Raw genomic sequence first — 25813 nt, forward strand, 5'->3', positions numbered from 1 at the left:
TGCCCTCACCCCGGCCCCCCCCGGCGGGCCCGGGGGGCCCACCCCCCCCCGGGGGGGGGCCCCCCCGCGGCGTCGGGTCCACCTCGGATCCACCCGGGCTCCGATCAGCGGCGGGCGCCGGATCCGTAGCGTCGGAGAGGTCAGCCAAGCCTCTCCCCGGGACGGAGAAACCCGATGCCTGCCGTAGCCAACCTCCTCGTGATCGCCGCGGTGGTGGTCCTGGTGCTCCAGCGCCAGATGCGCGTCCAACGCCTGGACACCGAGCGCCGCTTCTGGGTGCTGCCGCTCGTGCTCGGCGTGCTGGCGCTGCGCGATCCGCAGCTCGTCGACCATCAGCACACCGTGCTGTCGGCCGTCCTGCTGGCCGCCGGGCTGGTCGCCGTCCTCGCGATGGGCACCGTCTGGGGCTGGACCGTGCGGATCTGGCGGGGTGCGGACGGCGCCCTCCTGGTCAAGGGCACCAAGGCCACCCTCGCCGCCTGGGGCGGGATGATCGCCGTTCGGGTCGGGATCTACGGGATCGGCTCCGCCCTGCACGTCCACCAGGCGAGCAGTGCGCTGCTGCTCGGCATGGCGGTCATGCTGCTGGTCCGCTCGCTCGTGGTGAACTGGAGGGCCCGGATGCTGGGAGCCGAGTCCACCAGCGCCGTCCTGCACTGACCCCACCGCGTGAGCACCGAGGAGGCACCCGTGGCCGGGTGGTACTGGACCCGCTGGCCGTCCCGCGAGGGGCTGGAGCGCGAGGCCGAGAGCCAGCCGCGGCGGATCCTCACCGTGCTCGGGCGGATCGTGGTGCTGGCCGTCGTCGGCTGGGGGACCTTCTCCGGCGGCAGGTACACCGGCTGGGCGGTGGCGGCCGCGGCGGCCGGGCTGGTCGCGGCCGCCGTGCTCTGCACGGCCTACCTCCAGGCCAGCAGGGCGCAGCGCCCGACGGCCAGCTACCTGTTGTCCGGCAGCGTGGTCGGCGCCGCCTGGCTGGCCAACTGGGGGCACGCCTACACGCTCGCCGACCTGCTCTGGATCGGGCTGGCCGTGACGGCCCTGGTGCGCCTGCCGGCCGCCCCGGCGCTGCTCACCGCCGCGGCCGCACTGGCTTCGTACACCGCGGCCAGCTGGTCGAGCTGGCTCGGCATCGCCGCCACCATCGGGGGCGTCACCCTGCTCGGCTTCCTGCTGCGGCTGGACATCGAGGCGCGCGGCACCGCCCGCCGGCTCCTCGCCCAGGAGCGGGCCGCGCGGGCGGCCGAGGCGGAGAGCGCGGCGCTCGCCGAACGGGCCAGGATCGCCCGGGAGATCCACGACGTGCTCGCCCACAGCCTCTCCGCCCAACTGGTCCACCTGGAGGCCGCCCGGCTGATGCTGGACGCCGGGACGGACCGCGAGCAGGTCCGCGAACGGGTCGTCGCCGCCCGGCGGATGGCCCAGGACGGGCTGGCCGAGACCCGGCAGGCGCTGTCCGCGCTGCGCGGGGAGCTGACCCCGGTCGGGGAGTTCCTGGTGGAGCTGACCGGGCGCGAGCGGGCCGCGTTCACCGTCACCGGCACGCCCCGGCCGCTGGCCGCCGAGGCCGGCCTCGCCGTGCGGCGCACCGCGCAGGAGGCGGTGACCAACGTCCGCAAGCACGCGCCGGGCGCCCGGTGCGCCGTCGAACTGCGCTACCTGGCGGGGGAGGTGGAGCTGGAGGTGCGCAACTCCCGGGCGCCGCGCGGCGAATCCTCCGGGGACCTGGCCGACAGCGGCAGCGGGTACGGTCTGCTCGGGATGCGCGAACGCGCGGAACTGCTCGGCGGCACCCTGCTGGCGGGCCCGGAGGACGGAGGATGGCGCGTGGTGCTGCGGGTGCCGGCATGACCGGAGCGGGCGGGGCGGTCGGGGCGGTCGGGGCGGTCACCAGGGTGCTGGTGGCGGACGACCAGACGGTGGTCCGCGAGGGCATCGTGATGCTGCTCGGACTGCTGCCCGGCATCGAGGTGGTCGGCGCGGCGGCCGACGGGGAGGAGGCCGTCACCCTGGTCGAGCGCCACCACCCGGACGTGGTGCTGATGGACCTGCGGATGCCGCGGGTGGACGGCGTGGAGGCGACCCGGCGGATCCGGGCCGCACATCCGGAGACCGAGGTGGTAGTGCTGACCACCTACGCCGACGACGACTCGCTGTTCCCGGCGCTGCAGGCCGGGGCGCGCGGCTACCTCACCAAGGACGCCGGCGGCGAGGAGATCGCCAGGGCCATCGCGGACGTCCGGGCCGGTGCGGCCGGACTCTCCCCGCAGGTCCAACTCCGTTTGCTGGAAAGGCTGTCGGAGAAGCCGGCGAATTCCGCACAGGCCGCCGAGCGGCCCGCCGCCCGACCCGGGGAACTGCCGGACGGGCTGACCGTGCGCGAGGCCGAGGTGCTCGCGCTGATCGCCGAGGGGCTCTCCAACGCCGAGATCGCCCAGCGGCTGTTCGTCAGCCAGGCCACGGTGAAGACCCACATCAACAACCTGTTCGCCAAGACCGCGGTCCGGGACCGCGCGCAGGCCGTCGCGTACGCCTTTCGGCACGGAATCACCGGTACGCAGCAGTAGTGCGATGAGTGTCCGTCGGATCATCGACCACCTCATCGAGTGAAGGTCTCGGCGATGGTCAGGGGCGGTCTTCGGCGGACCCCATCATGATTCGGGTCAGAACGTTCGCCGGCCCAGGAGCAGCAGTGCCACAGCAGCAGACGAGCAGTCCCGGCCAGGGGCAGCGATTCGACTGGTGGGCCGCTCCGGCCGCCGCGACCGCGCCCGAGCCGGCCGCCGACCCCCGCCGAACGGCGGTACCGTCCCAGCCGAAGCAGGGCCGTCCGACCACCGTCCGGCCGGCGGCCGAGGCGCCCGGGCCGGCGACCGCGCCCGTCGTACCGGTTGCCTCCGCGGCCGTCCCGCCGGCCGCCACCCCGGCCGTCGCGCCGCCTCCGTCGGACGCACTGCGGGGCCAGGAGCCGGTCCCGGCGCCGCGGAGCACCACCGACAGCAGCGAGGTCTACCGGACCGTCCAGGCCAGCGCGGCCTTCCAGGACATCCGGCACAGCTACCGGGCGTTCGTCTTCCCGGTCAGCGGCGCCTTCCTGGGCTGGTACCTGATGTACGTCGCCGCCGAGGCCGTCGCCCCCGGGGTGATGCGCAGCCCGATCGCCGGCCCGCTCAACGTGGCCTGGCTACTGGGCCTGCTCCAGTTCGCCAGCACCTTCCTGCTCACCTGGCTCTACGCCCGCAACGCCCGCACCAAGCGCGACCGCGCCGCCCTCGGCCTGCGCTGGGACACCCAGGACCAGCTGCGATGACGACCCTGACGAACGCGGTGACCAGCACCGCCACCCCGCCGCCCGTCGCCCCCACCGGCGACCACCACGACCTGGCGATCGTGCTGTTCGCCGTCATCGTCCTGGTCACCCTCGGCATCACCCTCTGGGTCGGCCGCCAGGGCAACGCCACCGAGGACTTCTACGCCGGCGGCCGGGACTTCACCCCGCTGCAGAACGGCTTCGCGCTCTCCGGCGACTACCTCTCCGCCGCCTCCTTCCTCGGCGTCGCCGGCCTGATCGCCCTGTACGGCTACGACGGCGTGCTGTACAGCATCGGCTTCCTGGTCGCCTGGCTGGTGGTGCTGATGCTGGTCGCCGAACTGGTCCGCAACGCCGGGCGTTACACCCTCGCCGACGTGCTCGCGCTGCGGCTGCGCCGTCGCAGGGTGCGCGCGGCGGCCGGCGGTGCCAGCGTCGTGGTCACCCTGCTCTACCTCGTCGCCCAGATGGTCGGCGCCGGCTCGCTGGTCGCCCTGCTGCTCGGCACCAACAGCGCCCAGGCCCGGACCTGGACCATCGTCGCCGTCGGCGCCCTGATGATCGTCTACGTCACGGTCGGCGGGATGCGGGCCACCACCTGGATCCAGATCGTCAAGGCCTTCCTGCTGATCGCCGGCTCCGTGCTGCTCACCGTGCTGCTGGTGGCCCGCTTCCACGGCGACCTGTTCGAGCTGATGCGCCAGGCCGCCCGGCACAGCGGCGCGGGGCGCCGCTACCTCGAACCGGGCCTGAAGTACGGCGCCACCTCCACCAGCCGGCTCGACTTCTTCAGCCTCGGCCTGGCCCTGGTGCTGGGCACCGCCGGCCTGCCGCACATCCTGTCCCGCTTCTACACCGTGCCCACCGCCCGGGCCGCCCGCCGCTCCACGATGTGGGCGATCGGCCTGGTCGGCGGCTTCTACCTGATGGCCATCGCGCTCGGCCTCGGTGCCACCGCGCTGGTCGGCTCGGCCGAGGTGCGGCACGCCAACGCGGCCGGGAACACCGCCGTCCCGCTGCTCGCCCTGGTGCTCGGCGGCGGCAACGGCAGCACCGGCGGGGTGGTGCTGTTCGCCCTGATCTCGGCGATCGCCTTCGCGACCATCCTCGCCGTGGTCGCCGGGTTGACCCTGGCCTCCTCGGCGGCCTTCGCCCACGACATCTGGGCCGGTGCCTGGCACTGCCGCCCCCGCCGCGGCCGCTCCGCCGAGGCGGCGGCGAAGCCCAGCGAGCAGCAGGAGGTGGTGGTCGCCCGGTTCGCCGCCGCCGGGATCGGCGCGGCGGCGATCGCGATCAGCCTGTTCGCCCAGCAGCTGAACGTCGCCTTCCTGGTCGGCCTGGCCTTCGCGGTGGCCGCCTCCGCCAACCTGCCGGTCCTGCTGTACAGCCTGTTCTGGTCGCGGTTCACCGCCCGGGGCGCGGTCTGGTCGGTCTACGGCGGGCTGGTTCCGGCGATCGCGCTGGTGGTCTTCTCGCCCGTGGTCTCCGGCTCCAAGGTGGCGCTGTTCCCCGGCGTCGACTTCCACTGGTTCCCGCTGGAGAACCCCGGCATCGTCTCCATCCCGCTCGGCTTCCTGGCCGGCTGGATCGGGACGCTCACCTCGCCCGAGCCCGCCGACGCGGACCGCTTCGCGGAGCTGGAGGTGCGCGCCCTCACCGGTGCGGGCGCAGCCTAGGCCAGTCCTGAGCGCTGCGCCCGGGAACCCCGGCGGGCCTGGGGCCGCCGGGGTTCCCCCCTGCCCGCGGCCCGTCGGCTCCGGGGCGGCCAGGTCCTCGGCCCTCAGCTCCGGTGCCCGGGGCGCCCGGCTCCGGGCCGTCAGCTCCGGGCCGTCAGCTCCGGCGCCCGGGGCGCTCGGCTCCGGGCCGTCAGCTCCGGCGCCCGGGGCGCCCGGCTCCGGGCCGTCAGCTCCGGGACCGTGCGCCTCTCACGTCCTGACGGCCAGTCCGTAGCGGTGCTCCGGGCGGCCGGTGTCGCCGTAGCGCAGGGTCAGCCGCAGCCGGCTGTCCCGCTCCAACTGCTTGAGGTAGCGCTGCGCCGTGGAGCGGCTGAGGCCGGTGGCGTCGGCCACCTCCTGGGCGGACAGCGGCCGGCCGGCCCGGCGCAGCACGCCGAGCACCAGGTCGGTGGTGGGCGCCGAGTGGCCCTTGGGCAGCGGACCGGAGGGGGCGGAGGCGCTGCGCAGGGTGGCGAACAGCCGGTCCACTTCGTCCTGGCCGGCCTCCCGGGCGGGGGCGGCGAGCGCGTGCCGCAGCTGCGCGTAGGAGGTCAGCTTGTCCCGCAGGCCGGCGAAGGTGAACGGCTTGACCAGGTACTGCAGCGCGCCGTGCTGCATCGCGGCGTGCACCGTGGAGACGTCCCGGGCCGCGGTCACCATCATCACGTCGCAGGCCACCTGCCGGTCGCGCAGCCGCCGGACCAGGGCCAGGCCGGTTTCGTCCGGCAGGTGGTGGTCGAGCAGCAGCAGGTCGACCGGGCGGCGTTCCAGGGCGGCCAGCGCCTCCCCGGCGGAGTGGGCGGTGCCGGTCACCCGGAAGCCCGGCACCTTGGCCACGTACGCGGCGTGCACGTCCGCGACCCGGAAGTCGTCGTCCACCACGAGTACGTCGATCATCAGGCCTCCACGAGCTGAGTGGTGAGCAGGGCCTCGGGCAGCTCGACGGTGAACCGGGCACCGCCGAGCGGGCCGGTGTCGAGCGCGACCCGTCCGCCGGTCCGCTCGACCAGCCGCCGCACCATCGCCAGGCCCAGTCCGCGCGGGCGGTGCGCGGGCGCGTCCTTGCTGGTCCACCCCTCCTCGAAGACCTGCTCGCGCAGGTCCTCCGGCACTCCCGGGCCGCTGTCCGCGACCTGCAGCAGCAGGGTGGAGCCGGCCGCGGCCAGCGTGACCTCCACCCGGCCGCCCCCGGCGGGTGCCAGGGCGTCCACCGCGTTGTCGATCAGGTTGCCGAGCACGGTCACCAGCGTCCGGGCGTCCACCACGGTGTCCGGCAGGTGGGCTGCCGGGGCCAGCGACAGCCGCACCCCGCGTTCGGCGGCCACCGCCGTCTTGCCCGCCAGCAGGGCCGCCGCGTGCGGGTCCTGGACCTGTTCGGCGATCCTGGCGGCGACCACGGCGTGCGAGCCGGACTGCTCGGAGATGAAGGCCACCGCCTGCTCGTGGCGGCCGAGCTCGAGCAGGCCGAGCAGGGTGTGCATCCGGTTGGCGTGTTCGTGGTCCTGGGCGCGCAGCGCCTCGGTGAGGCTGCGGGTGGTGTCCAGCTCGCGGACCAGCGCCTCCAGTTCGGTGCGGTCGCGCAGCGTCACCACCGCGCCCTTGTCGGCGGTGTCCATCCGGTTCACCACCAGCACCCGGTCGTCCCGGACGGCGGGCAGGTCGGCGCCGGTGATCCGGCCGGTCAGCACGTCGGTCAGCCGGCCCGGCGGCAGCACCGCGGCGATCGGGCGGCCGGTGCAGTCCTCGGGCAGGCCGAGCAGTCGCACGGCCTCGTCGTTGGCCAGCCGGATCCGGCCGCGCTCGTCCAGTGCCACCATGCCCTCGCGGATGCCGTGCAGCATCGCCTCCCGTTCGACCAGCAGCGCGGAGATGTCGGCGAGTGCGATGTTGTGGGTGCGCCGCTTGAGCCGGCGGGCCAGGGCGAGGGTGGCGACGGTGCCCGCGGCGAGCCCGGCGCCGGCGCACAGCAGGATGCCGGTGAGCATCTTCAGCAGGCGGCGGCGGATCGAGTCGTCGCTGATGCCGACGGACACCTCGCCGACGATCCGGCCGTCGGCCGTCCGCAGCGGCACCTTGCCACGGGCGGTGCGGCCCAGGGTGCCCTGCTGGATGGCGGTGACGCTGTGGCCGTTGAGGGCGGGTTCGGGGTCGGTGCTGACCCGGTGGCCGATCCGGCCGGGGTCGGTGTGCGAGAGGCGGATCCCGTCCAGGTCGGTGACCACCACGAAGCTGGCGCCGGTGGCCAGCCGGATCTGTTCGGCGTTGCGCTGGGCGGTCACCACGTCGCGGGTGGCGGCGGCCCGGGCGATGGTCTCGTCGGTGGCGGTGGCCTGGGCGATGGACAGCGCGCGTTGCATCGCGTCGTGGTCCAGCTCGCTGCTGACCGGGGCCAGGAACAGCCCGGCGGTCACCGCCGTGACACCCACGGTGACGACGGTCTGGCTCAGCAGCAGCTGCGCGAAGACCCGGCGGGGCCAGTGGGGGAGCTTCATCCGGGCCTCCTCTCGGCGGCTGGGGCGGTGCGGGCGGGGGGTTGGCACACCCTATGTTTCCGGCGTGTTTCTGTCACCGCGTCCCCGCAGTTGTAGCGGAAGCAAAACGAGCAGAACACCCCTCAATGCGGAGAACCCGCAGTACGCGGAGAAGGCTCCCGGGAGGGCCGGGCCCGCTCCTACCTTTCGGGGGCAAACACCGACCCGGGAGGATCAATGACACGTACCCCGGCGATCGAGCTGACCGGCGCAACGAAACGTTTCCGCACCCCCTCCGGGGCGCTGCACACCGCCGTCCGCGATCTCGATCTGACCGTCGCCCAGGGCGAGTTCGTCGCCGTCGTCGGCCCCACCGGCTGCGGCAAGTCCACCACGCTGACCCTGGTCAGCGGTCTCGAGGAGCCCACCGAGGGCGAGGTCCGGGTGCACGGCGAGCCCGTGCGCGGGATCGACCCCCGGGTCGGGTTCGTCTTCCAGCAGGACGCCGTCTTCCCGTGGCGCACCGTGCTCTCCAACGTGATGGCCGGGCCTCGCTTCCGGGGCGTGCCCGCCGCGGAGGCCAGGGAACGCGCCCGGGAGTGGCTGGGCCGGGTCGGCCTGGCCGCCTTCGAGGACCGCTACCCGCACCAGTTGTCCGGCGGCATGCGCAAGCGGGTCGCGCTCGCCCAGACCTTCGTCAACGACCCGGCGATCCTGCTGATGGACGAGCCGTTCTCGGCGCTGGACGTCCAGACCCGCGCCCTGATGTCCGACCAACTGCTGGAGCTGTGGGCCGGAAGCGGTTCCACCGAGGACGCGGCGTCGGTCGTCTTCGTCACCCACGACCTGGACGAGGCCATCGCGCTCGCCGACCGCGTCGTGGTGATGACCGCCGGACCGGCCACCGTCAAGGAGGTCTTCACCGTCGACCTGCCGCGGCCGCGCACCGTGGAAGCCGTCCGGCTGGAGCCGAGGTTCGTCGAGCTGTACCGCGAGATCTGGGCATCGCTCGGCGAAGAGGTGCGCATCACCCGGGAGAGAGGAGCGGGTCGTGCCGCTTGAGACCGCGCCCGAGACCCCGTCCGCGCCGGCCGCCGAGGCCGCCACCACGACGAGAACCGAGGCCCGCGAACGGGCCGCCCGCAACCGGAGGTCGATGGTCCTCGGCGCCCGCGTCGGCGTACTGGTCGGCTTCCTCGGCCTGTGGGAGCTCTGCGCCCGGACGAACGTCATCGACCCGTTCAACTTCTCGCAGCCGTCGAGGATCTGGGACCAGATCTGGCAGTGGATCACCCACGGCACCGCACAGGGCTCGCTCGGCGAGCAGATCGGCTACACCCTGTACGAGGCCCTCACCGGCTGGGTGCTGGGCGTCATCGGCGGTGTGCTGCTGGGCATCGCGCTCGGCCGGATCCGCTTCCTGGCCGATGTGTTCGGGCCGTACATCAAGGTGCTCAACGCCATCCCGCGGATCGTGCTGGCCCCGATCTTCCTGATCTGGTTCGGCCTCGGCCCGGCGTCGAAGGTCGCCTCCGCGGTGGTCCTGGTGTTCTTCCCGGTGTTCTTCAACGCCTTCCAGGGCGCCCGCGAGGTGGACCGCAACCTCGTCGCCAACGCCCGCATCCTCGGCGCCGACAACCGCAGGGTCACCCTCCAGGTGGTCATCCCCGCCGCCACCACCTGGATCTTCACCAGCCTGCACGTCAGCTTCGGCTTCGCGCTGATCGGCGCGATCGTCGGCGAGTACATCGGCGCCACCAAGGGCCTCGGCCTGATGGTCGCCGCCGCTCAGGGCACCTTCAACGCGGCCGGGGTGTACGCGGCCATGAGCATCCTCGCCGTCGTCGCGCTGGTGACCGAGGGGTTGCTGACCTACGCCGAGAAGAAGCTGTTCCGCTGGAAGCCCGCGGACGCGGGCGACGGCCGCTGAACCCCCCGCCCGCAAGAGACGGCCGCTGAACACCCCCCGCCCGCCAGAAGAGAGAGGCTTCCCCACCCATGCGCCCGAACTCGACGCCCAGAGTCGCCGCCGCCGCCCTCGCCGCCGCCCTGCTCCTCCCGCTCTCCGCCTGCGCCAACGACGCCGCCACCTCCACCCACGGCGCCGCCGCCCCGGCCGGCCGGCAGGTCGACGGGCCCAAGGTCAAGATCATGGTCGGCGGCCTCGACAAGGTCATCTACCTGCCCGCGATGCTCACCCAGCGGCTCGGCTACTTCGCCGACGCCGGCGTCAACGTGGAGCTGATGAGCGAGCCGGCCGGCGTCAACGCGACCACCGCGCTGCTGGCCGGCGACGTCCAGGGCGCCGTCGGCTTCTACGACCACACCATCGACCTCCAGGCCAAGGGCAAGCACGTCGAGTCCGTGGTGCAGTTCGCCCAGGCGCCCGGCGAGGTCGAACTCGTCTCCGCCAAGCAGGCCGACGCCGTCAGGTCCGGCGCCGACTTCAAGGGCAAAAAGCTCGGCGTCACCAGCATCGGCTCCTCCACCGACTTCCTCACCAAGTACCTGGCGGTCAAGAACGGCACCGCCGTGAGCGAGTTCAGCCCGATCGCCGTCGGCGCCGGACAGACCTTCGTCGCCGCGCTCCAACAGGGCAGCATCGACGCCGGGATGACCACCGACCCGACCGTCGCCAACGTCCTCGACAAGGGCCTCGGCAAGATCCTCTACGACCTGCGCACCCCCGAGGGCTCGCGCCAGGCGCTCGGCGGGCTCTACCCGTCGTCCTCGCTGTACATGAACACCGACTGGGTGGAGAAGAACAAGGACACCACCCAGAAGCTGGCCAACGCCTTCGTCAGGACCCTCAGGTGGATGTCCACCCACACCCCGGAGGAGATCGCCGCGCAGATGCCCGCCGACTACGCGCAGGGCGGCGCCGAACAGTACGCGGCGGCCATCAATGCGACCCTGCCGATGTTCACCACCGACGGCGTGATGCCGGCCGACGGCCCCAGGACGGTGCTCGCGGTGCTCGCGGCCTTCCACCCGGACGTCCAGGGCAAGGAGGGGACGATCGACCTGTCCCGGACCTACACCACCGAGTTCGTCGGCAAGGCCACCGGCTGACAGGCCCCTCCGCCTCTCCGCCTCTCCGGCTTCCGCTCCCGGCTACCGCCTCCCCGCGGCCGCGGTCCCGCGCTCACCCCCACGGGCGCGGGGCCGCCCTGCTGCCCCGGCCGCCACGCCGTTCGGCCGTCACGCCGCCCGGCCGCTGCACGCCCCGCACGGAAGCACGTCCAGGGCCGCTACAAGCCCCGCACGGACAGCACGTCCATCCGCGCCGGCGTCCCCGCCGCCTTGCCGCAGCTCTCCGGACGCGGCGGCTCGCTCACCGTCTCGATCACGTCGACCTCCCAGGCCCGGCCGTCCCGGTGCATCACCCGCACCAGCCAGCGGCCCTCGCCGTCCGGCCGCTGGGTCAGCGTGAGCGCGTCCACCCCGGTCTCGCCGGTCGCCAGCCGCACCGCGTGCTCGGCCGCCTGGCCCGGCCGCTCCCAGCCCGAACAGCCCCGCGACCACTCCGGCACCATGCGGCCGGCCGCCGTCGCGGCCAGCACCTCCTTGGCGCTCTCCGCCGTGAGCCGCCCGTACGCGTAGCCGTACGGCAGCACCAGCATCGTGGGGGAGAAGCGGTGCCCGCCCAGGTGGGTCACCTCCCAGACCTCGCTGTGCCCGGCCGCCGCGAGCTCCGCCGCGAGGGGACGCCCCAGCAGCGCGCAGCAGCGGTCCCGCCGCCCGTTGGTGCACACCATGGCCAGCGGGCCGCCGACGTGCTCCACCCCGAAACCCGTGTGGTCCCCGGCGCCCAGTGCCGCGAAGTCCAGCTCCAGCAGCTCCGCCGGATCCGTCACCTCCGCCCGGCGCACCCAGCCGCGCCCCGGCACGGTGTGCGCCACCACCACCTCGTGGCGCGCCGTCGGCAGGCAGTCCGCGTGCCGCCCCGGGCGACGGATCAGCGCCACCCGCACCCCGGTGCCGGCCGCGGCCGCGTCCAGCGCGCGGCCGACGGCCGCGTCCAGGTGGCTCTCGCCCAGCGCCTTGGCGCCCCACGGGCCGTTCTGCTCCAGCAGCAGCCAGGTGGCGGCCACCGCGGCCGTGGCGGTCAGCGGCTCCGACAGTTCACGCGACACGGTCGCACAGGTGCTCACCCGGGCAAGGCTACCCTCGGCGGTTCGGCCCGGCGGGGCCCGCCGGGGCCCGCCGGAGGGCGGGAGCCCGCAGGCTCCCGCCCTCCTCATCCGTCACCTCGCGACGGGCGGAGCCGTCACCCGATCACGCGGGGCCGGCGACCACGGCGATCGGAGTGGTCACCGGGGTCCCCGAGCCGTCGCGGCGCGGGTCGCGCTCCGGCAGGTCCACCGGGGCGCCCTTGGCGGTGGCGGCCCGGGCCGGGGCGGCACCCGCCCAGGCGAACGCCAGGCCGTCCTCGCCGCGCAGGAAGCGCTGGCAGCGCACGCCGCCGGTGGCGCGGCCCTTGCGCGGGTACTGCTCGAACGGGGTGACCTTCCAGCTGGTCTGCTCCACGCCGGACAGTGTCCCCGAGGCGGCCGCCACCGAGACCACCACCGCGTCCGCGGCCGGGTCGACTGCCGTGAACGACAGCACCCGGGCCCCGTCCGACAGCTTGACGCCCGCCATGCCGCCCGCCGGGCGGCCCTGCGGACGGACCTGGGCCGCCGGGTAGCGCAGCAGCTGGGCGTCCGAGGTGATGAACACCAGGTCCTCCTCGCCGGTGCGCAGTTCGACCGCGCCCACCAGCTCGTCACCCTCCTTGAGGGCGATCACCTCGAACTCGTCCTTGTTCGCCGGCCACTCCGGCACCACCCGCTTCACCACGCCCTGCACGGTGCCCAGCGCCAGACCCGGCGAGGACTCGTCCAGGGTCGTCAGCCCGAGCACCCGCTCGCCGGCCTCCAGCCGCAGGAACTCGCCGACCGGCGCACCGCCCGCGAGCGTCGGCGACGGCGTCGGCGGCAGCGCCGGCAGGTCGATCACCGGCAGTCGCAGCACCCGGCCCGCCGACGTCACCACGCCCACGTCCGCGCGCGCCGTCGCGTGCACCGCCGAGACGATCACATCGTGCTTGGAACGCTTCTCCGACACCTCGAACGGCTCGCCGTCCGCCGTCCGGGCCAGCAGCCCCGTCGAGGACAGCAGCACCCGGCACGGGTCGTCCGCCACCTCCAGCGGCACCGCCAGCGCCGCCGCCGGCACCGCGCCCGCCTCCAGCAGGACCGTGCGCCGCTCCGTCCCGAACTGCTTGGACACCGCGCCCAGTTCGGACGACACCACGCTGCGCAGCTTGGTGTCCGACTCCAGGATCTCGGTCAGCTCCGCGATCTCCGTCGTCAGCTTCTCCTTCTCCTGCTCCAGCTCCACCCGGTCGAACCGGGTCAGCCGGCGCAGCGGGGTGTCCAGGATGTAGGCGGTCTGCGTCTCCGACAGCGAGAAGCGCTCCATCAGGCGCTCCTTCGCCTGCTGGGCGTTGTCACTCGACCGGATGACCGCGATGACCTCGTCGATGTCGACGAGCGCCACCAGCAGACCCTCGACCAGGTGCAGCCGCTCCTCGCGCTTGCGCCGACGGAAGTCGCTGCGCCGGCGCACCACGGTGAAGCGGTGGTCGACGTAGACCTCCAGCAGCTCCTTCAGCCCCAGCGTCAGCGGCTGGCCGTCCACCAGCGCCACGTTGTTGATGCCGAAGGTCTCCTCCATCGGCGTCAGCTTGTACAGCTGCTCGAGCAGCGCCTCCGGCACGAAGCCGTTCTTCACCTCGATCACCAGCCGCAGCCCGTGCTCGCGGTCGGTCAGGTCCTTGACGTCCGCGATGCCCTGCAGCTTCTTCGCGTTGACCAGGTCCTTGATCTTCGAGATGACCTTCTCGGGGCCGACGTTGTACGGCAGTTCGGTGACCACGATGCCCTTGCGGCGGGCCGTCACCGCCTCCACCGTCGCCGTCGCCCGGATCTTGAAGGTGCCGCGGCCCGACTCGTACGCGTCCCGGATCCCCGACAGGCCCACGATCCGCCCGCCGGTCGGCAGGTCGGGACCGGGCACGAACCGCATCAGCGTGTCCAGGTCCGCGTTCGGGTGCTTGATCAGGTGCCGGGCCGCCGCCACCACCTCGGACAGGTTGTGCGGCGGCATGTTCGTCGCCATGCCCACCGCGATGCCGGTCGCGCCGTTCACCAGCAGGTTCGGGAACGCGGCCGGCAGCGCCAACGGCTCCTGCTCGCTGCCGTCGTAGTTCGGGCCGAAGTCGACGGTGTCCTCGTGGATCGACTCCACCATCGCCATCGACGCCGCCGTCAGCCGCGACTCGGTGTAGCGCATCGCCGCCGGCGGGTCGTCGTTGCCCAGCGAACCGAAGTTGCCGTGCCCGTCGATCAGCGGCAGCCGCATCGAGAACGGCTGCGCCATGCGCACCACCGAGTCGTAGATCGACGCGTCGCCGTGCGGGTGCAGCCGACCCATCACCTCGCCCACCACGCGGGCGCACTTCACGTGCGCGCGGTCCGGGCGCAGGCCCATCTCGTTGGCCTGGTAGAGGATCCGGCGGTGCACCGGCTTCAGACCGTCCCGCGCGTCGGGCAGCGCACGCGAGTAGATCACCGAGTAGGCGTACTCCAGGAAGGAGCCCTGCATCTCGTCCACGACGTCGACGTCGAGGATGCGCTCCTCGAAGTCTCCGGGCGGCGGGGTCTGCGAACTGCGGCGGGCCATCGCGGCGGGGCTCCCTTACGTGTCGCTGGCTGTGTCGTCGGTCGGTCGTCGGCCGTGGGTGTCCGGTCGGACGGCGGTCACCGTCCGCTCCGCCGCCCTGCCTCCGGACCCGTCAACCGGGCGCCGTCAACAGGGCACGGCGCCCCCATTGTGGACCCTCCCGCCGACACTCCCGGTCAGCGGCCCTCTTCCGCCCCTGGCGAACGCCCCGTCCGCGCGGACACGAACGCGCCCTCCGCGCGTTGCACCACAATGGGGGACGCCACACGACCCCGACATCGACGACGGGAAGGACCCGAGCGCATGGCCAACCCGGCCCCCGCCTCCAGCCGAGGCATCGCCATCACCGAGCACCGCCTGGCCAACGGCCTGCGCGTCGTCCTCTCCGAGGACCACCTCACCCCGGTCGCCGCGGTCTGCCTCTGGTACGACGTGGGCTCCCGCCACGAGGTCAAGGGCCGCACCGGCCTCGCCCACCTCTTCGAGCACCTGATGTTCCAGGGCTCCGCCAACGTCTCCAACAACGGGCACTTCGAACTCGTCCAGGGCGCCGGCGGCTCGCTCAACGGCACCACCAGCTTCGAGCGCACCAACTACTTCGAGACCATGCCCGCCCACCAGCTGGAGCTCGCCCTCTGGCTGGAGGCCGACCGCATGGGTTCGCTGCTCGCCGCCCTCGACGAGACGTCCATGGAGAACCAGCGCGACGTCGTCAAGAACGAGCGCCGCCAGCGCTACGACAACGTGCCGTACGGCACCGCCTTCGAGAAGCTCACCGCGCTCTCCTTCCCGGACGGCCACCCGTACCACCACACCCCGATCGGCTCGATGGCCGACCTGGACGCGGCCACCCTGGAGGACGCCCGCGCGTTCTTCCGCACCTACTACGCGCCCAACAACGCGGTGCTGTCCGTCGTCGGCGACATCGACCCCGAGCAGACCATCGCCTGGGTCGAGAAGTACTTCGGCTCCATCCCCGCCCACGACGGCAAGCAGCCCCCGCGCTCCGGCGAACTCCCCGACACCATCGGCCGGGAGCTGCGCGAGGAGATCCGCGAGGACGTCCCCTCCCGCGCCCTGATGGCCGCCTACCGCCTGCCGCACGACGGCACCCGGGAGGCCGACGCCGCCGACCTCGCGCTCACCATCCTCGGCAGCGGCGAGTCCAGCCGCCTCTACAACCGGCTCGTCCGCCGCGACCGCACCGCCGTCGCCGCCGGCTTCGGCCTGCTCCGCCTCGCCGGCGCCCCCAGCCTCGGCTGGCTCGACGTCAAGACCTCCGGCGACGCGACCATCGCGCAGATCGAGGCCGCCGTGGACGAGGAACTCGCCCGCTTCGCCGCCGAAGGCCCCACCCCGGAGGAACTCGAGCGCGCCCAGGCCCAGATCGAGCGCGAGTGGCTCGACCGCCTCACCACCGTCGCCGGCCGCGCCGACGAACTCTGCCGCTACGCCGTCCTGTTCGGCGACCCCAAGCTGCTGAACGACGCCCTCCCCAAGGTCCTCGACGTCACCGCCGAAGAGGTCCAGGCCGTCGCCAAGGCCCGGCTCCACCCCGACAACCGGGCCGTCCTCGTCTACGAGCCGACCGCCGCCGCTTCCGACGCCGCTTCCGAAGAGGAGGGTGCCGCCGCATGAGCACCGACTACGTCCCCGCGATGACCTTCCACCCCCAGCCCCGGCCCGGCACGCCCAGCCCGTGGGCCTTCCCCGCCCCCGAGCGCTCCTCCCTCGGCAACGGGATCACCGTGCTGCACTGCCACCGGCCCGGCCAGCAGCTGGTCGCCGTCGAGGTGCTCCTCGACGCCCCGCTCGCCGCCGAGCCCGAGGGCCTCGACGGCGTCGCCGCCATCCTCGCCCGGGCGTTCAGCGAGGGCACCGACACCCTCACCGCCGAGGAGTTCGCCGCCGAGCTGGAGCGTGCCGGTGCCACCCTCGACGCGCACGCCGACCACCCGTGCATCCGGGTCTCCCTGGAGGTCCCCGCCTCCCGGCTCCAGCGCGGCCTCACCCTGCTCGCGGACGCCCTGCGCGCCCCGGCCCTCCCCGCCGAGGAGATCGAGCGGCTCGTCGCCAACCGCCTGGACGAGATCGTCCACGAGCAGGCGAACCCGGCCCGGCGCGCCGCCAAGGCCCTCTACGCGGAGCTGTTCGACGCCGCCGACCGCCTCTCCCGGCCCCGCAGCGGCACCGCCGACACCGTCAAGTCGATCGACCGCGCGGCCGTCAAGGCCTTCTACGAGGCCCACGTGCGCCCGGCCACCAGCACCGTCGTCGTGGTCGGCGACCTCACCGGCGTCGAGCTGCCCGCCCTGCTGGAGAGCACCCTCGGCACCTGGACCGGCTCCGCCGCGGAGCCCTCCGCCCACGCCCCCGTCACCGCCGACGACCACGGCCGCGTCCTGATCGTCGACCGCCCCGGCTCGGTGCAGACCCAGCTGCTGATCGGCCGGATCGGGCCGGACCGCCACGACCCGGTCTGGGCCGCCCAGATCCTCGGCACCTACTGCCTCGGCGGCACCCTCACCTCCCGGCTCGACCGCGTCCTGCGCGAGGAGAAGGGCTACACCTACGGCGTCCGCGCGTTCGCCCAGCCGCTGCGCTCCGCCGCGGACGGCAGCGGGCGCTCGCTGCTGGCCATCAGCGGCTCGGTGGACACCGCCTCCACCGCTCCGGCGCTCGCCGACACCTGGACCATCCTGCGCACCCTCGCCGCGGAGGGCCTCACCGACGCCGAGCGGGACGAGGCCGTGCAGTTCCTGGTCGGCGTCGCGCCGCTGAAGTACGAGACCGCGGGCTCGGTCGCCGGCACCCTGGCCGACCAGGTCGAGCAGCAGCTCCCCGACGACTACCAGGCCGAGGTCTACCGGCAGCTCGCCGAACTGCCCACCGCCGCGGCCACCGAGGCCGTGGTCGCGGCCTTCCCGCCGGACCGCCTGGTCACCGTCCTGGTCGGCGACGCCGCCGCGATCGAGGACGACGTGCGGGCGCTGGGGATCGGCGAGGTCACCGTCGTCGGCTGAGACCCGCCGCTGTTCCGCTCGGCCCGGTGGAGCCTGCGCTCCACCGGGCCGGCGCGTTCCTAAATCCGTTGCGGGCCCCACCCGGTCCGTGGATAGATGTTCCCCGACGCACACCACGTGCGAACTGCGAGGAACGAAGGGAGGCGGTCACCATGCGGGTCGAGCGAACCATACGACGCTCCCCGAGGCCGTCCCTCCCCTGTTCCGCTCCGGCTGCCTGAGCGCACCCGCCCCGAACTTCCCCGAGCCGCGCCGGGATCTCGTGTCGCGCGGCCGTGCCCTTCCCGAACCACCCGACCGCTGGAGGTCGTTCAACCATGACGTACACCGAGGTGCCCGGAATCCGCGTGCCGATCCGGATGTGGACCGACCCCGCGACGGTCGAGGGCCAGGCGATGCAGCAGCTGCGCAACATCAGCTCCCTGCCGTGGCTGCACGGTCTCGCGGTGATGCCGGACGTCCACCTGGGCAAGGGCGCGACCGTCGGCTCCGTCATCGCCATGAAGGGTGCGGTCTGCCCGGCGGCCGTCGGCGTCGACATCGGCTGCGGGATGAGCGCGGTGAAGACCTCCCTCACCGCCGCGGACCTCCCGGACGACCTGTCCCGGCTGCGTTCCAGGATCGAGCAGGCGATCCCGGTCGGCCGGGGCCTGCACACCGACCCGGTCGACCCGGCCAAGCTGCACGGCTTCCGGACGGCGGGCTGGGACGACTTCTGGCAGCGCTTCGACGGCGTGGCGAAGGAGGTCAAGTGGCGCCGCGCAAAGGCAATGCAGCAGATGGGGACTCTCGGCGGAGGTAATCATCATATTGAACTATGTTTGGATGATGGCGGAAACGTTTGGCTAACGCTGCATTCCGGATCGCGTGGAATCGGCAAGGAGTTGGCCGAGCATCACATGGGTGTCGCGCGCTCGCTCCCGCACAACCAGGGGCTGGTCGACCGAGATCTGGCGGTCTTCGTCTCGGAGACCTCGGAGATGGCGGCCTACCGCCAGGACCTGTTCTGGGCGCAGGAGTATGCGTTCCACAACCGCTCGATCATGATGGCGCTCCTCAAGAGCGCCGTGCGCCGCGAACTCCCGAAGGCGAAGGTCACGTTCGAGGACGAGATCAGCTGCCACCACAACTACGTGGCGGAGGAGCGGTACGAAGGCCTGGACCTGCTGGTGACCCGCAAGGGCGCTATCCGGGCTCGGGTCGGCGACTACGGAATCATCCCCGGCTCTATGGCCACCGGTTCCTACATCGTCCGCGGCCTCGGCAACGAGGCGGCGTTCAACTCCGCCTCGCACGGCGCCGGCCGCAAGATGAGCCGCAACGCCGCGAAGAAGCGCTTCACCACCCGGGATCTGATCGAGCAGACCATGGGCGTGGAGTGCCGCAAGGACAGCGGCGTGGTGGACGAGATCCCGGGCGCCTACAAGTCCATCGAGAAGGTCATGGCCCAGCAGACCGACCTGGTCGAGCCGGTCGCCCACCTGATGCAGGTCGTCTGCGTGAAGGGCTGAGCATCGACACGCGATGGCCCCCGATCCGTCGGGGGCCATCCTCAGCGCTGCCGCGGAAGGACTCGTGGGCGTTCGGGGCCGACGAGCCGCCAGCGGCGGATCTCGCAGCTCTTGAGCGTTCGGCTCAGCTGCTCGGACGCTCGCTCCATGCTTGCTGCCGTGCGAAGCACCTCGTCCTCCTCCGGGGTCCAGCTGCGTCGTGGCGGGGCGAACTTCATGGTCGGCGGGCGGACCCAGATACGGGCCCGACCGGCTCCCAGCAGCTTCCGGGGCAGTGCCAGGCAGCCCGGGTAGTAGAGGTCGCCGGCCAGTGCCACACCGGCCTCGTTCAGGAAGAGGATGTTGTAGATGTCGTCGCGCTTGTTGCGGGTGAGCTTGCGGCGGGCGCCGCACAGCCGTTCCGCGTAGTCGACAGCGAAGGCCGCCAGGGCATCGCTCTTGGTGGTCAGGCTCACGAACGGCAGGTCCTGGGAGGTGCGTCCCACCGACCCATCTGCGTCGATCAGCCCCCGCAGGTAGTCGCGCTGGGAGAACGGCACGGTCGGCGGCGCGACGACCTCGGACTTCCGACCCACCGGTAGGCCGAGTTCCCGCAGTTCCTCGCGAAACTCGCGGGCGCTCACGGTCGAGGTCGCCGAGGTGTGCTCTGCCCCGAAGTTGGTGCTCCGCGTCCGGTACCGGATGCTGCTGTAGAACGGGCAGAGCCGCTGGAACTCCTCCAGGATCGGGGCGTCCCGGGCCGAGAGTTCCACCGTGAGACGGCCCTTGTTGCCGACTCCCTGCGCGAGGTGTCCGTCCGCCTGGAGAAAGGCGAACATGTAGGCGTGCTCGGGCCGTTCGAGGTCGAAGAACGTCATGCCTCGAGCATCAGTGCGACCCGCCGTTCGGGAGGGGCGAACGATCGCCGGTTCACCCCATGGTGTCGATGTGGCCGGTTCCGCGAACGGAAGCGCCCGGCAGTGCTACCACAGCCGGGCGCTTCGTGGCGCGTTGCGAGGGCTCAGGCGGCGGCCGGGAGCTCGTCGAGGCCCTCGGCGACGAGCTTGGCGAGGCGGTCGAGGGCCTCGTCGGCGCCGGGGGCGTCGGAGGCGAGGACGACCTCGTCGCCGCCCTGGGCGCCCAGCGCGAGCAGGCCGAGCATGGAGGCGGCGTTGACGGGGTTGCCGCCCGGCTTGGCGATGGTGATCGGCACGCCGGTGGCCGTGACGGCCCGGACGAAGATGGAGGCGGGACGGGCGTGCAGGCCCTCGGCCCAACCGATGGTGACGCGGCGCTCGGCCATGAGACGTGCCTTTCCGGTGAAGCTGGTCACGGCCGTGCTCGGGGAGCGGGGGAAACGACCGTGTTGTCTAGACCAGTGTCGCACGCAGGCGACCCCTCGGAGCCGTCGCGTTCGGGAGTTGTGATTGTTTCTTTTCGGGGCATAAGACCCGGCCAGTGGCCCTGTCCACCCTGCCGCGAGCGCGCGACCGGCGCCATTCGGCCCGCCGCCGGATAACCTGACGAATGTGGAAGACCCCGCGGTGGCGAACCCCGAGCAGACCGGCTATCCGCAGCACTGGGAAGCCGACGTCCTCCTGCGCGACGGCGGCACGGCCCGGATCCGGCCGATCACCCCGGGCGACGCGGGGCGGCTGGTGGAGTTCTACGAGCAGGTCTCGGACCAGTCCAAGTACTTCCGCTTCTTCGCCCCGTACCCGCGGCTGTCCGACAAGGACGTCCGCCGCTTCACCCACCACGACTTCGTGAACCGGGTCGGCCTCGCGGTGGTGGTCCGCGACCGCTTCATCGCCACCGTCCGCTACGACCGGATCGACGCCGAGGGCCGCCCCTCCGACTCGGGAACCGACGCCGAGGTCGCCTTCCTCGTCCAGGACGCCCACCAGGGCCGCGGCGTCGCCTCCGCCCTGCTGGAGCACATCGCGGCCGTCGCCCAGGAGCGCGGCATCCGCCGCTTCCAGGCCGAGGTGCTGCCGGAGAACCGCAAGATGGTGAAGGTCTTCACCGACGCCGGCTACACCCAGCGCCGCAGCTTCGCCGACGGCGTGGTGCACCTGGAGTTCGACCTCGAGCAGACCGACCGCTCGCTCGCGGTGATGCGCGCCCGCGAGCACCGCGCCGAGGCCCGCTCCGTCCAGCGCCTGCTCATCCCGCGCTCGGTGGCCGTGGTCGGGGTGTCCCGCAACCCGCAGAGCGTCGGCCGGGCCATCCTGCGCGACCTGCTGGGCGGCTTCGACACCTCCTTCCGCAGCCGGTACGAGCCCGGCGCCGAGCCGCGCGCCGTGTACGCCGTGAACCGCAACGCCCCGCCCGGCACCGAACTGGACGGCGTGCCGGTGCACCGTTCGGTCCTGGACGTCCCCGGGCCGGTCGACCTCGCCGTGATCGCCGTCCCGGAGAGCGCCGTCCCGGCGGCCGTGGCCGAGTGCGGCGCGCACGGGGTGCAGGGCCTGGTGGTGGTCACCGCCGGCTACGCCGAGACCGGCCCGGAGGGGCGGGACCGGCAGCGCGCCCTGGTCCGCCAGGCCCGGGCGGCGGGCATGCGGGTGGTCGGCCCGAACGCCTTCGGTCTGATCAACACCGACCCCGAGCGCCCGCTGAACGCCTCGCTCGCCCCGCACCTGCCCGAGCGCGGCGGCTTCGGGATCTTCTGCCAGTCCGGGGCGATCGGCGTCGCCCTGCTGGAGGCCGCCCACAAGCGCGGGCTCGGCGTCTCCTCCTTCGCCTCGGTCGGCAACCGCGCCGACGTCTCCGGCAACGACTTCCTCCAGTACTGGGCCGAGGACGAGGCCACCGAGGTGGTGCTGCTCTACCTGGAGTCCTTCGGCAACCCCCGCAAGTTCACCCGGATCGCCCGCCGGCTGGCCGCCGCCAAGCCGGTCGTCGTGGTCAAGGGCGCCCGGCACACCGGCAGCCTGCCGCCCGGCCACGCCGTCCCCGCCACCGCCACCGGCCTGCGCGACGCCACCGTGGACGCGCTGTTCGAACAGGCCGGCGTGACCAGGGTGGCGACCATCACCGAGCTCTTCGACACCGGGGAACTGCTCGCCCAGCAGCCGCTGCCACCGGGCGACCGGATCGCCGTGGTCGGCAACTCCGACTCGCTCGGCCTGCTCACCTACGACGCCTGCCTGAGCGCCGGCCTGCGCCCGCGCACGCCCGTGGACCTCACCACGGCCGCGACCGGCGAGAACTTCCGGATCGCCCTGGACGTCGCGCTCAGCGACCCGGCCGTGGACGCCGTGATCGCCGTCGCCATCCCGCCGATCGGCACCGCCGCGCACGCCTTCACGGGCGGCCGGCTGACCGGCCCGGACGACCCCGAGACGGGCTCGGACGACCTGGAGATCGCCACCGGCCTGCTCGAAGCGGGCGCACGCGCACGTGAGTTGGGCAAGCCCCTGGTGCTGGCCCACCTCGCCCTGACCGACCTGCCGGCCCGGCTGCGCCCCGGCGGCATCCCGGCCTACGCGGCCCCCGAGCGTGCCGTGGGCGCCCTCGCCCACGCCGTGCACTACGCCCAGTGGCGCAGCCGCACCGCCGAGGCGGAGGAGACGGCACGCGTTCCCGAACTGGACCGGATCGACGAGCCCGGCGCCCGCGCCCTGGTGGAGGCGGCACTGAGCACCCGCGCCGCGACGGCCGCGCGCACCCAGCCCGGCGGCGCCCGGATCACCCTGTCCGAGACCGACGCCCAGGAGCTGCTGGCCCGCTACGGGATCGACGTCTCCCCGGTGCTGCCCGCCCCGGACGAGGAGAGCGCCGTCCGGGCCGCCGAGCGGCTCGGCTACCCGGTGGCCCTGAAGGCGACCGCCCCGCACCTGCGCCACCGCCCCGACCTGGGCAGCGTCCGCCTCGACCTGACCGGCGAGCCGGGCCTGCGCCGCGCCCACCGCGAGCTGGACGCCCTGCTCGGCGGCGCGGCCGGGGCCCAGCTGGTGGTGCAGCGGATGGCCGCGCGCGGCGTGGACACCGTGATCGGCGCCACGGTCGACCCGGCGGTGGGGGCGATCCTCTCCTTCGGGCTGGCCGGCGCCCCGGCCGAACTGCTGGGCGACGTGGCCCACCGGCTGGTGCCGGCCACCGACCAGGACGTCGCGAGCCTGATCCGGGAGGTCCGGGCGGCGCCGCTGCTGTTCGGCTGGCGGGGGGCCGAGGCGGTGGACACCGCCGCCCTGGAGGAACTGCTGCTCCGGGTGTCGCAGCTCGTGGACGACGTGCCGGAGATCGCCTCGGTGGACCTCGAACCGGTGGTCGTCGCCCCGCACGGACTGGCGATCCTGGGGGCGCGGGTGAGGGTCGCGCCCCTGCCCGTCCGCAGCGATCTGGGCCCGCGCGCGATGAGCACGCTGTAGCCTTCCTTGGTTGCGCCTGCCCGTGGGCGCTGAAGTCCGAAGCTCGGCGCCGCGCCGCCCGCTTCGTCGGCGGACCATGCCAGGATGGAGTTATGGCGAAGACCGGTACCACCACTCAGGACCTGCGCTCGGCGATCGAGCGCAGCGGCTACTACCCGGCCCTGGTGTCCGAGGCGGTGGAGGCCGCGGTGGGCCCGGAGCCGATCAGCTCGTACCTGGTGCACCAGGAGACGACCTTCGACTCCAACGAGGTGCGCCGTCACGTGACGGTGCTGGTGCTGACCCCGACCCGGTTCGTGGTGAGCCACACCGACGAGCAGTCGGGCGACGCCGGCAGCCCCGCGGTGCCGTTCGCGACGACCTCGACGGAGAGCGTCCGGCTGGACCGGATCGGCTCGGTCGTGCTGAGCCGGATGGTCGCCAACCCGGAGACGTACACCCCGGGCACGCTGCCCCGCGAGGTGGTGCTGACGATCGGGTGGGGCGCGGTGCAGCGCCTGGACCTGGAACCGGCCGGCTGTTCGGACCCGAACTGCGAGGCCGACCACGGCTACACCGGCTCGGCGACGGCCGACGACCTCTCGCTGCGGGTGAGCGAGGCCGGTGACGGCCCGGAGACGGTGGCCCAGGCGCTGGAGTTCGCCCGGGCGCTGTCCGACGCGACGATCGTCAACGGCCCGCGGGGTTGACCCCGGCCGAGTCCGCCGCTTCCGACCGCTACGAATCCGGTTCCATGTCCTTCGCACCCTCCGACGGCTACGACGCCTTCGAGATCCTCGACCCGGCCGCGGCCCCCGCGCCCCCCTACGGCAGCGGCTCGCTCAGCGACCTGCTGCCCTCGGTGGCGGCGGGGCTGGGCGTCCCGGGGTTCACCGCGACGCTGCCGATCGCCCCGGCCGACCGGGCGGTGGTGTTCCTGGTGGACGGCCTCGGCTGGGAGCTGCTGCTGCGCCACCCCGAGTACGCGCCCTTCCTGTCCTCGCTGGCCGGCAGCTCGCTGGGCGGCTCCGGCCGTCCGCTGACCGCGGGCTTCCCGTCCACCACCGCGACCTCGCTGGCCTCGGTCGGCACCGGCACCCCGCCGGGACTGCACGGACTGGTCGGGTACACGGTGGCGGTGCCGGGCACCGACTACCTGATGAACCAGCTGCGCTGGCAGCCGCACACCGACCCGCAGGTCTGGCAGCCCTACCCGACGGTCTTCGAACTCACCGAGCGGGCCGGGGTGGCGACCGCCCAGGTGTCCTCCCCGCTGTTCGCCCAGACCCCGCTGACCAGGGTGGCCCTCTCCGGCGGCACCTTCCTCGGCCGCACCACGGGCGAGGAGCGGATGGACCAGGCCGCCGCCTGGCTGGCCGAGCACGACCGGGCGCTGGTGTACACCTACGTCAGCGAGCTGGACGGCGCCGGCCACCGCTTCGGCGTGGACTCCGACGAGTGGCGGATGACGCTGGACGCGGTGGACCGGCTGGCCCGCCGCCTGGCCGAGCGGCTGCCGCCGCGCTCGGTGATGTACGTGACCGCGGACCACGGCATGATCGACATCGCGCCGGAGGACCGGATCGACTTCGACGAGGACTGGGAGCTCGGCGCCGGTGTCGCCCTGCTCGGCGGCGAGGGGCGGGCCCGGCACGTGTACGCCGTCCCGGGCGCCGCGGCCGACGTGCACGCGGTCTGGAGCGAGGTGCTGGGGGACCGGATGTGGGTGGCCACCCGGGACCAGGCGATCGCGGCGGGCTGGTTCGGCCCCGCCGTCGACGAGCGGGTGTACCGGCGGATCGGCGACGTGGTTGCGGCGGCCCGCGACGACATCGCCGTCACCGCCTCCCGCAACGAGCCCGGGGAGTCCGCGATGATCGGCCTGCACGGCTCGATGACCCCGGTCGAGCAGTTCGTGCCGCTGCTCGAAGTCCGCGGCTGAGCCGGTCCGTTGACCTGCCTGCGCCCGAACCCTCCCGATCTGAAAGGCCCTTGCTCCACCCATGGCTGAACTGGTGTTCTTCTCGGGCACGATGGACTGCGGCAAGTCGACGCTGGCCCTGCAGATGGACCACAACCACACCGCGCGCGGCCGTCAGGGCGTGATCCTGACCCGCAACGACCGTGCGGGCGCGGCGACCATCTCCAGCCGTCTGGGCCTGCGCGCCGACGCGGTCGAGGTGACGGACGACTTCGACTTCCACGCGCACGTGGTGCAGCGGCTCTCGGCCGGCGGCCGGGTGGACTACCTGATCTGCGACGAGGCGCAGTTCTTCGCCGCCGAGCAGGTCGACCAACTGGCCCGGGTGGTGGACGAGCTGGGCATCGACGTCTACACCTTCGGCATCACCACCGACTTCCGCACCCGGCTCTTCCCGGGGTCGCAGCGGCTCATCGAGCTGGCCGACCGGGTGGAGGTGCTCCAGGTCGAGGCCCTGTGCTGGTGCGGCGCGCGGGCGACCCACAACGCCCGGACGGTCGGCGGGGTGATGGTGGTCGAGGGCGCCCAGGTGGTGATCGGCGACATCTCGGTGAAGGAGGACGAGGTCGGCTACGAGGTGCTGTGCCGACGGCACCACCGCCGCCGGCTGACCGCCGCGACCGCCCGGGCGTCGGTGCTCTCCCCGGACGTGCTGCCCTTCGAGGAGCAGTCGCACCTCTGAGACCGCACCGGCGCGGCGGCGCTCCCTAGGGCCCGTCTTCAAACCCCCGCAGGCGGG

Annotated in this window: 21 protein-coding genes; 15 read left to right on the forward strand and 6 right to left on the reverse strand. The window is 73.3% G+C overall.

Features of this window, described 5'->3' with window-relative positions:
- Positions 1–174: 174 nt before the first annotated feature.
- From ABT247_RS16320 to ABT247_RS16340, 5 genes are all read left to right on the forward strand, one after another.
- Complete coding sequence (locus ABT247_RS16320; protein WP_350743296.1) at positions 175–660, forward strand: DUF1453 domain-containing protein; 486 nt, start codon at positions 175–177, stop codon at positions 658–660.
- Between the two features lie 30 nt (positions 661–690).
- Positions 691–1851 carry a sensor histidine kinase gene (locus tag ABT247_RS16325; protein WP_350743298.1) on the forward strand — a complete coding sequence of 387 codons (1161 nt, stop codon included), beginning with the start codon at positions 691–693 and terminating at the stop codon, positions 1849–1851.
- Positions 1848–2567: a response regulator transcription factor gene (locus ABT247_RS16330; RefSeq protein WP_350743300.1), complete on the forward strand. Its 720-nt coding sequence runs from the start codon at positions 1848–1850 to the stop codon at positions 2565–2567. Before ABT247_RS16325 ends, ABT247_RS16330 begins: the two co-directional genes overlap by 4 nt.
- 125 nt (positions 2568–2692) lie before the next feature.
- The gene (locus tag ABT247_RS16335) at positions 2693–3310 is read left to right on the forward strand and encodes a DUF485 domain-containing protein (RefSeq protein WP_350743302.1); all 618 of its coding nucleotides are present in this window, start codon (positions 2693–2695) and stop codon (positions 3308–3310) included.
- Positions 3307–4986 (forward strand): monocarboxylic acid transporter, encoded by a 1680-nt coding sequence (locus tag ABT247_RS16340; protein WP_350743304.1) that lies wholly within the window; start codon positions 3307–3309, stop codon positions 4984–4986. Before ABT247_RS16335 ends, ABT247_RS16340 begins: the two co-directional genes overlap by 4 nt.
- A 249-nt stretch (positions 4987–5235) precedes the next feature.
- Here the strand turns inward: ABT247_RS16340 and ABT247_RS16345 are convergent, their stop codons facing one another.
- Both ABT247_RS16345 and ABT247_RS16350 read right to left on the reverse strand, forming a co-directional pair.
- On the reverse strand, positions 5236–5922 hold the full coding sequence (locus tag ABT247_RS16345) for a response regulator (RefSeq protein WP_350743306.1): 687 nt from the start codon (positions 5920–5922) through the stop codon (positions 5236–5238).
- The gene (locus ABT247_RS16350; protein WP_350743308.1) at positions 5922–7517 is read right to left on the reverse strand and encodes an ATP-binding protein; all 1596 of its coding nucleotides are present in this window, start codon (positions 7515–7517) and stop codon (positions 5922–5924) included. The genes ABT247_RS16345 and ABT247_RS16350 overlap by 1 nt, the downstream gene beginning before the upstream one ends.
- 216 nt (positions 7518–7733) lie before the next feature.
- Between ABT247_RS16350 and ABT247_RS16355 the strand changes: the two genes are divergently transcribed.
- The 3 genes from ABT247_RS16355 (at position 7734) to ABT247_RS16365 (ending at position 10568) form a co-directional block, all read left to right on the forward strand.
- Positions 7734–8558 carry an ABC transporter ATP-binding protein gene (locus ABT247_RS16355; protein ID WP_350743310.1) on the forward strand — a complete coding sequence of 275 codons (825 nt, stop codon included), beginning with the start codon at positions 7734–7736 and terminating at the stop codon, positions 8556–8558.
- On the forward strand, positions 8548–9426 hold the full coding sequence (locus tag ABT247_RS16360) for an ABC transporter permease (RefSeq protein WP_350743312.1): 879 nt from the start codon (positions 8548–8550) through the stop codon (positions 9424–9426). Before ABT247_RS16355 ends, ABT247_RS16360 begins: the two co-directional genes overlap by 11 nt.
- Before the next feature lie 68 nt (positions 9427–9494).
- Positions 9495–10568, forward strand: coding sequence for an ABC transporter substrate-binding protein (locus ABT247_RS16365; protein ID WP_350743314.1), 1074 nt, complete (start codon positions 9495–9497; stop codon positions 10566–10568).
- A gap of 179 nt (positions 10569–10747) precedes the next feature.
- Here the strand turns inward: ABT247_RS16365 and ABT247_RS16370 are convergent, their stop codons facing one another.
- Together ABT247_RS16370 and ABT247_RS16375 are read right to left on the reverse strand one after the other, a co-directional pair.
- Complete coding sequence (locus tag ABT247_RS16370) at positions 10748–11650, reverse strand: ferredoxin family protein (protein WP_350743316.1); 903 nt, start codon at positions 11648–11650, stop codon at positions 10748–10750.
- Between the two features lie 124 nt (positions 11651–11774).
- Entirely contained in the window at positions 11775–14225 is a 2451-nt protein-coding gene (locus ABT247_RS16375; protein ID WP_350743318.1) for a DNA gyrase/topoisomerase IV subunit A, read from the reverse strand.
- 303 nt (positions 14226–14528) lie between these two features.
- Here ABT247_RS16375 and ABT247_RS16380 point away from each other — a divergent pair, with 303 nt between their 5' ends.
- The 3 genes from ABT247_RS16380 (at position 14529) to ABT247_RS16390 (ending at position 18759) form a co-directional block, all read left to right on the forward strand.
- The gene (locus ABT247_RS16380; protein ID WP_350743320.1) at positions 14529–15863 is read left to right on the forward strand and encodes a M16 family metallopeptidase; all 1335 of its coding nucleotides are present in this window, start codon (positions 14529–14531) and stop codon (positions 15861–15863) included.
- Positions 15860–17248 carry a M16 family metallopeptidase gene (locus ABT247_RS16385; protein WP_350743322.1) on the forward strand — a complete coding sequence of 463 codons (1389 nt, stop codon included), beginning with the start codon at positions 15860–15862 and terminating at the stop codon, positions 17246–17248. Before ABT247_RS16380 ends, ABT247_RS16385 begins: the two co-directional genes overlap by 4 nt.
- A gap of 317 nt (positions 17249–17565) precedes the next feature.
- A complete protein-coding gene (locus tag ABT247_RS16390) occupies positions 17566–18759 on the forward strand; it encodes an RtcB family protein (RefSeq protein WP_350743324.1) in 1194 nt (397 codons plus the stop codon).
- 41 nt (positions 18760–18800) lie between these two features.
- On the opposite strand, the gene ABT247_RS16395 is transcribed toward ABT247_RS16390, so the two are convergent.
- Together ABT247_RS16395 and ABT247_RS16400 are read right to left on the reverse strand one after the other, a co-directional pair.
- Positions 18801–19616, reverse strand: a complete 816-nt coding sequence (locus ABT247_RS16395; protein WP_350743326.1) for an LAGLIDADG family homing endonuclease — start codon at positions 19614–19616, stop codon at positions 18801–18803.
- Between the two features lie 143 nt (positions 19617–19759).
- The gene (locus ABT247_RS16400; protein WP_350743328.1) at positions 19760–20041 is read right to left on the reverse strand and encodes an HPr family phosphocarrier protein; all 282 of its coding nucleotides are present in this window, start codon (positions 20039–20041) and stop codon (positions 19760–19762) included.
- A gap of 226 nt (positions 20042–20267) precedes the next feature.
- Here ABT247_RS16400 and ABT247_RS16405 point away from each other — a divergent pair, with 226 nt between their 5' ends.
- The 4 genes from ABT247_RS16405 (at position 20268) to ABT247_RS16420 (ending at position 25756) form a co-directional block, all read left to right on the forward strand.
- On the forward strand, positions 20268–23114 hold the full coding sequence (locus ABT247_RS16405; RefSeq protein ID WP_350743330.1) for a bifunctional acetate--CoA ligase family protein/GNAT family N-acetyltransferase: 2847 nt from the start codon (positions 20268–20270) through the stop codon (positions 23112–23114).
- 92 nt (positions 23115–23206) lie between these two features.
- The gene (locus tag ABT247_RS16410) at positions 23207–23803 is read left to right on the forward strand and encodes a DUF5998 family protein (RefSeq protein ID WP_350743332.1); all 597 of its coding nucleotides are present in this window, start codon (positions 23207–23209) and stop codon (positions 23801–23803) included.
- A 44-nt stretch (positions 23804–23847) separates the two neighbouring features.
- Positions 23848–25035: an alkaline phosphatase family protein gene (locus tag ABT247_RS16415; RefSeq protein WP_350743334.1), complete on the forward strand. Its 1188-nt coding sequence runs from the start codon at positions 23848–23850 to the stop codon at positions 25033–25035.
- Positions 25036–25096: 61 nt separating this feature from the next.
- A complete protein-coding gene (locus ABT247_RS16420) occupies positions 25097–25756 on the forward strand; it encodes a thymidine kinase (protein ID WP_350743336.1) in 660 nt (219 codons plus the stop codon).
- Positions 25757–25813: the final 57 nt, after the last annotated feature.

Origin of the sequence: Kitasatospora sp. NPDC001539 (assembly GCF_040298565.1) — a bacterium.
Lineage (GTDB): Bacteria > Actinomycetota > Actinomycetes > Streptomycetales > Streptomycetaceae > Kitasatospora.

Bases quoted from the DNA above. Each gene is read 5' to 3' on its own strand.
- ABT247_RS16385 (WP_350743322.1), top strand. From the start codon at position 15,860: ATGAGCACCGACTACGTCCCCGCGATGACCTTCCACCCCCAGCCCCGG.
- ABT247_RS16320 (WP_350743296.1), top strand. From the start codon at position 175: ATGCCTGCCGTAGCCAACCTCCTCGTGATCGCCGCGGTGGTGGTCCTG.
- ABT247_RS16410 (WP_350743332.1), top strand. From the start codon at position 23,207: ATGGCGAAGACCGGTACCACCACTCAGGACCTGCGCTCGGCGATCGAG.
- ABT247_RS16400 (WP_350743328.1), bottom strand. From the start codon at position 20,041: ATGGCCGAGCGCCGCGTCACCATCGGTTGGGCCGAGGGCCTGCACGCC.
- ABT247_RS16390 (WP_350743324.1), top strand. From the start codon at position 17,566: ATGACGTACACCGAGGTGCCCGGAATCCGCGTGCCGATCCGGATGTGG.
- ABT247_RS16420 (WP_350743336.1), top strand. From the start codon at position 25,097: ATGGCTGAACTGGTGTTCTTCTCGGGCACGATGGACTGCGGCAAGTCG.
- ABT247_RS16345 (WP_350743306.1), bottom strand. From the start codon at position 5,922: ATGATCGACGTACTCGTGGTGGACGACGACTTCCGGGTCGCGGACGTG.
- ABT247_RS16340 (WP_350743304.1), top strand. From the start codon at position 3,307: ATGACGACCCTGACGAACGCGGTGACCAGCACCGCCACCCCGCCGCCC.
- ABT247_RS16395 (WP_350743326.1), bottom strand. From the start codon at position 19,616: ATGACGTTCTTCGACCTCGAACGGCCCGAGCACGCCTACATGTTCGCC.
- ABT247_RS16355 (WP_350743310.1), top strand. From the start codon at position 7,734: ATGACACGTACCCCGGCGATCGAGCTGACCGGCGCAACGAAACGTTTC.
- ABT247_RS16365 (WP_350743314.1), top strand. From the start codon at position 9,495: ATGCGCCCGAACTCGACGCCCAGAGTCGCCGCCGCCGCCCTCGCCGCC.
- ABT247_RS16415 (WP_350743334.1), top strand. From the start codon at position 23,848: ATGTCCTTCGCACCCTCCGACGGCTACGACGCCTTCGAGATCCTCGAC.
- ABT247_RS16350 (WP_350743308.1), bottom strand. From the start codon at position 7,517: ATGAAGCTCCCCCACTGGCCCCGCCGGGTCTTCGCGCAGCTGCTGCTG.
- ABT247_RS16375 (WP_350743318.1), bottom strand. From the start codon at position 14,225: ATGGCCCGCCGCAGTTCGCAGACCCCGCCGCCCGGAGACTTCGAGGAG.
- ABT247_RS16380 (WP_350743320.1), top strand. From the start codon at position 14,529: ATGGCCAACCCGGCCCCCGCCTCCAGCCGAGGCATCGCCATCACCGAG.
- ABT247_RS16330 (WP_350743300.1), top strand. From the start codon at position 1,848: ATGACCGGAGCGGGCGGGGCGGTCGGGGCGGTCGGGGCGGTCACCAGG.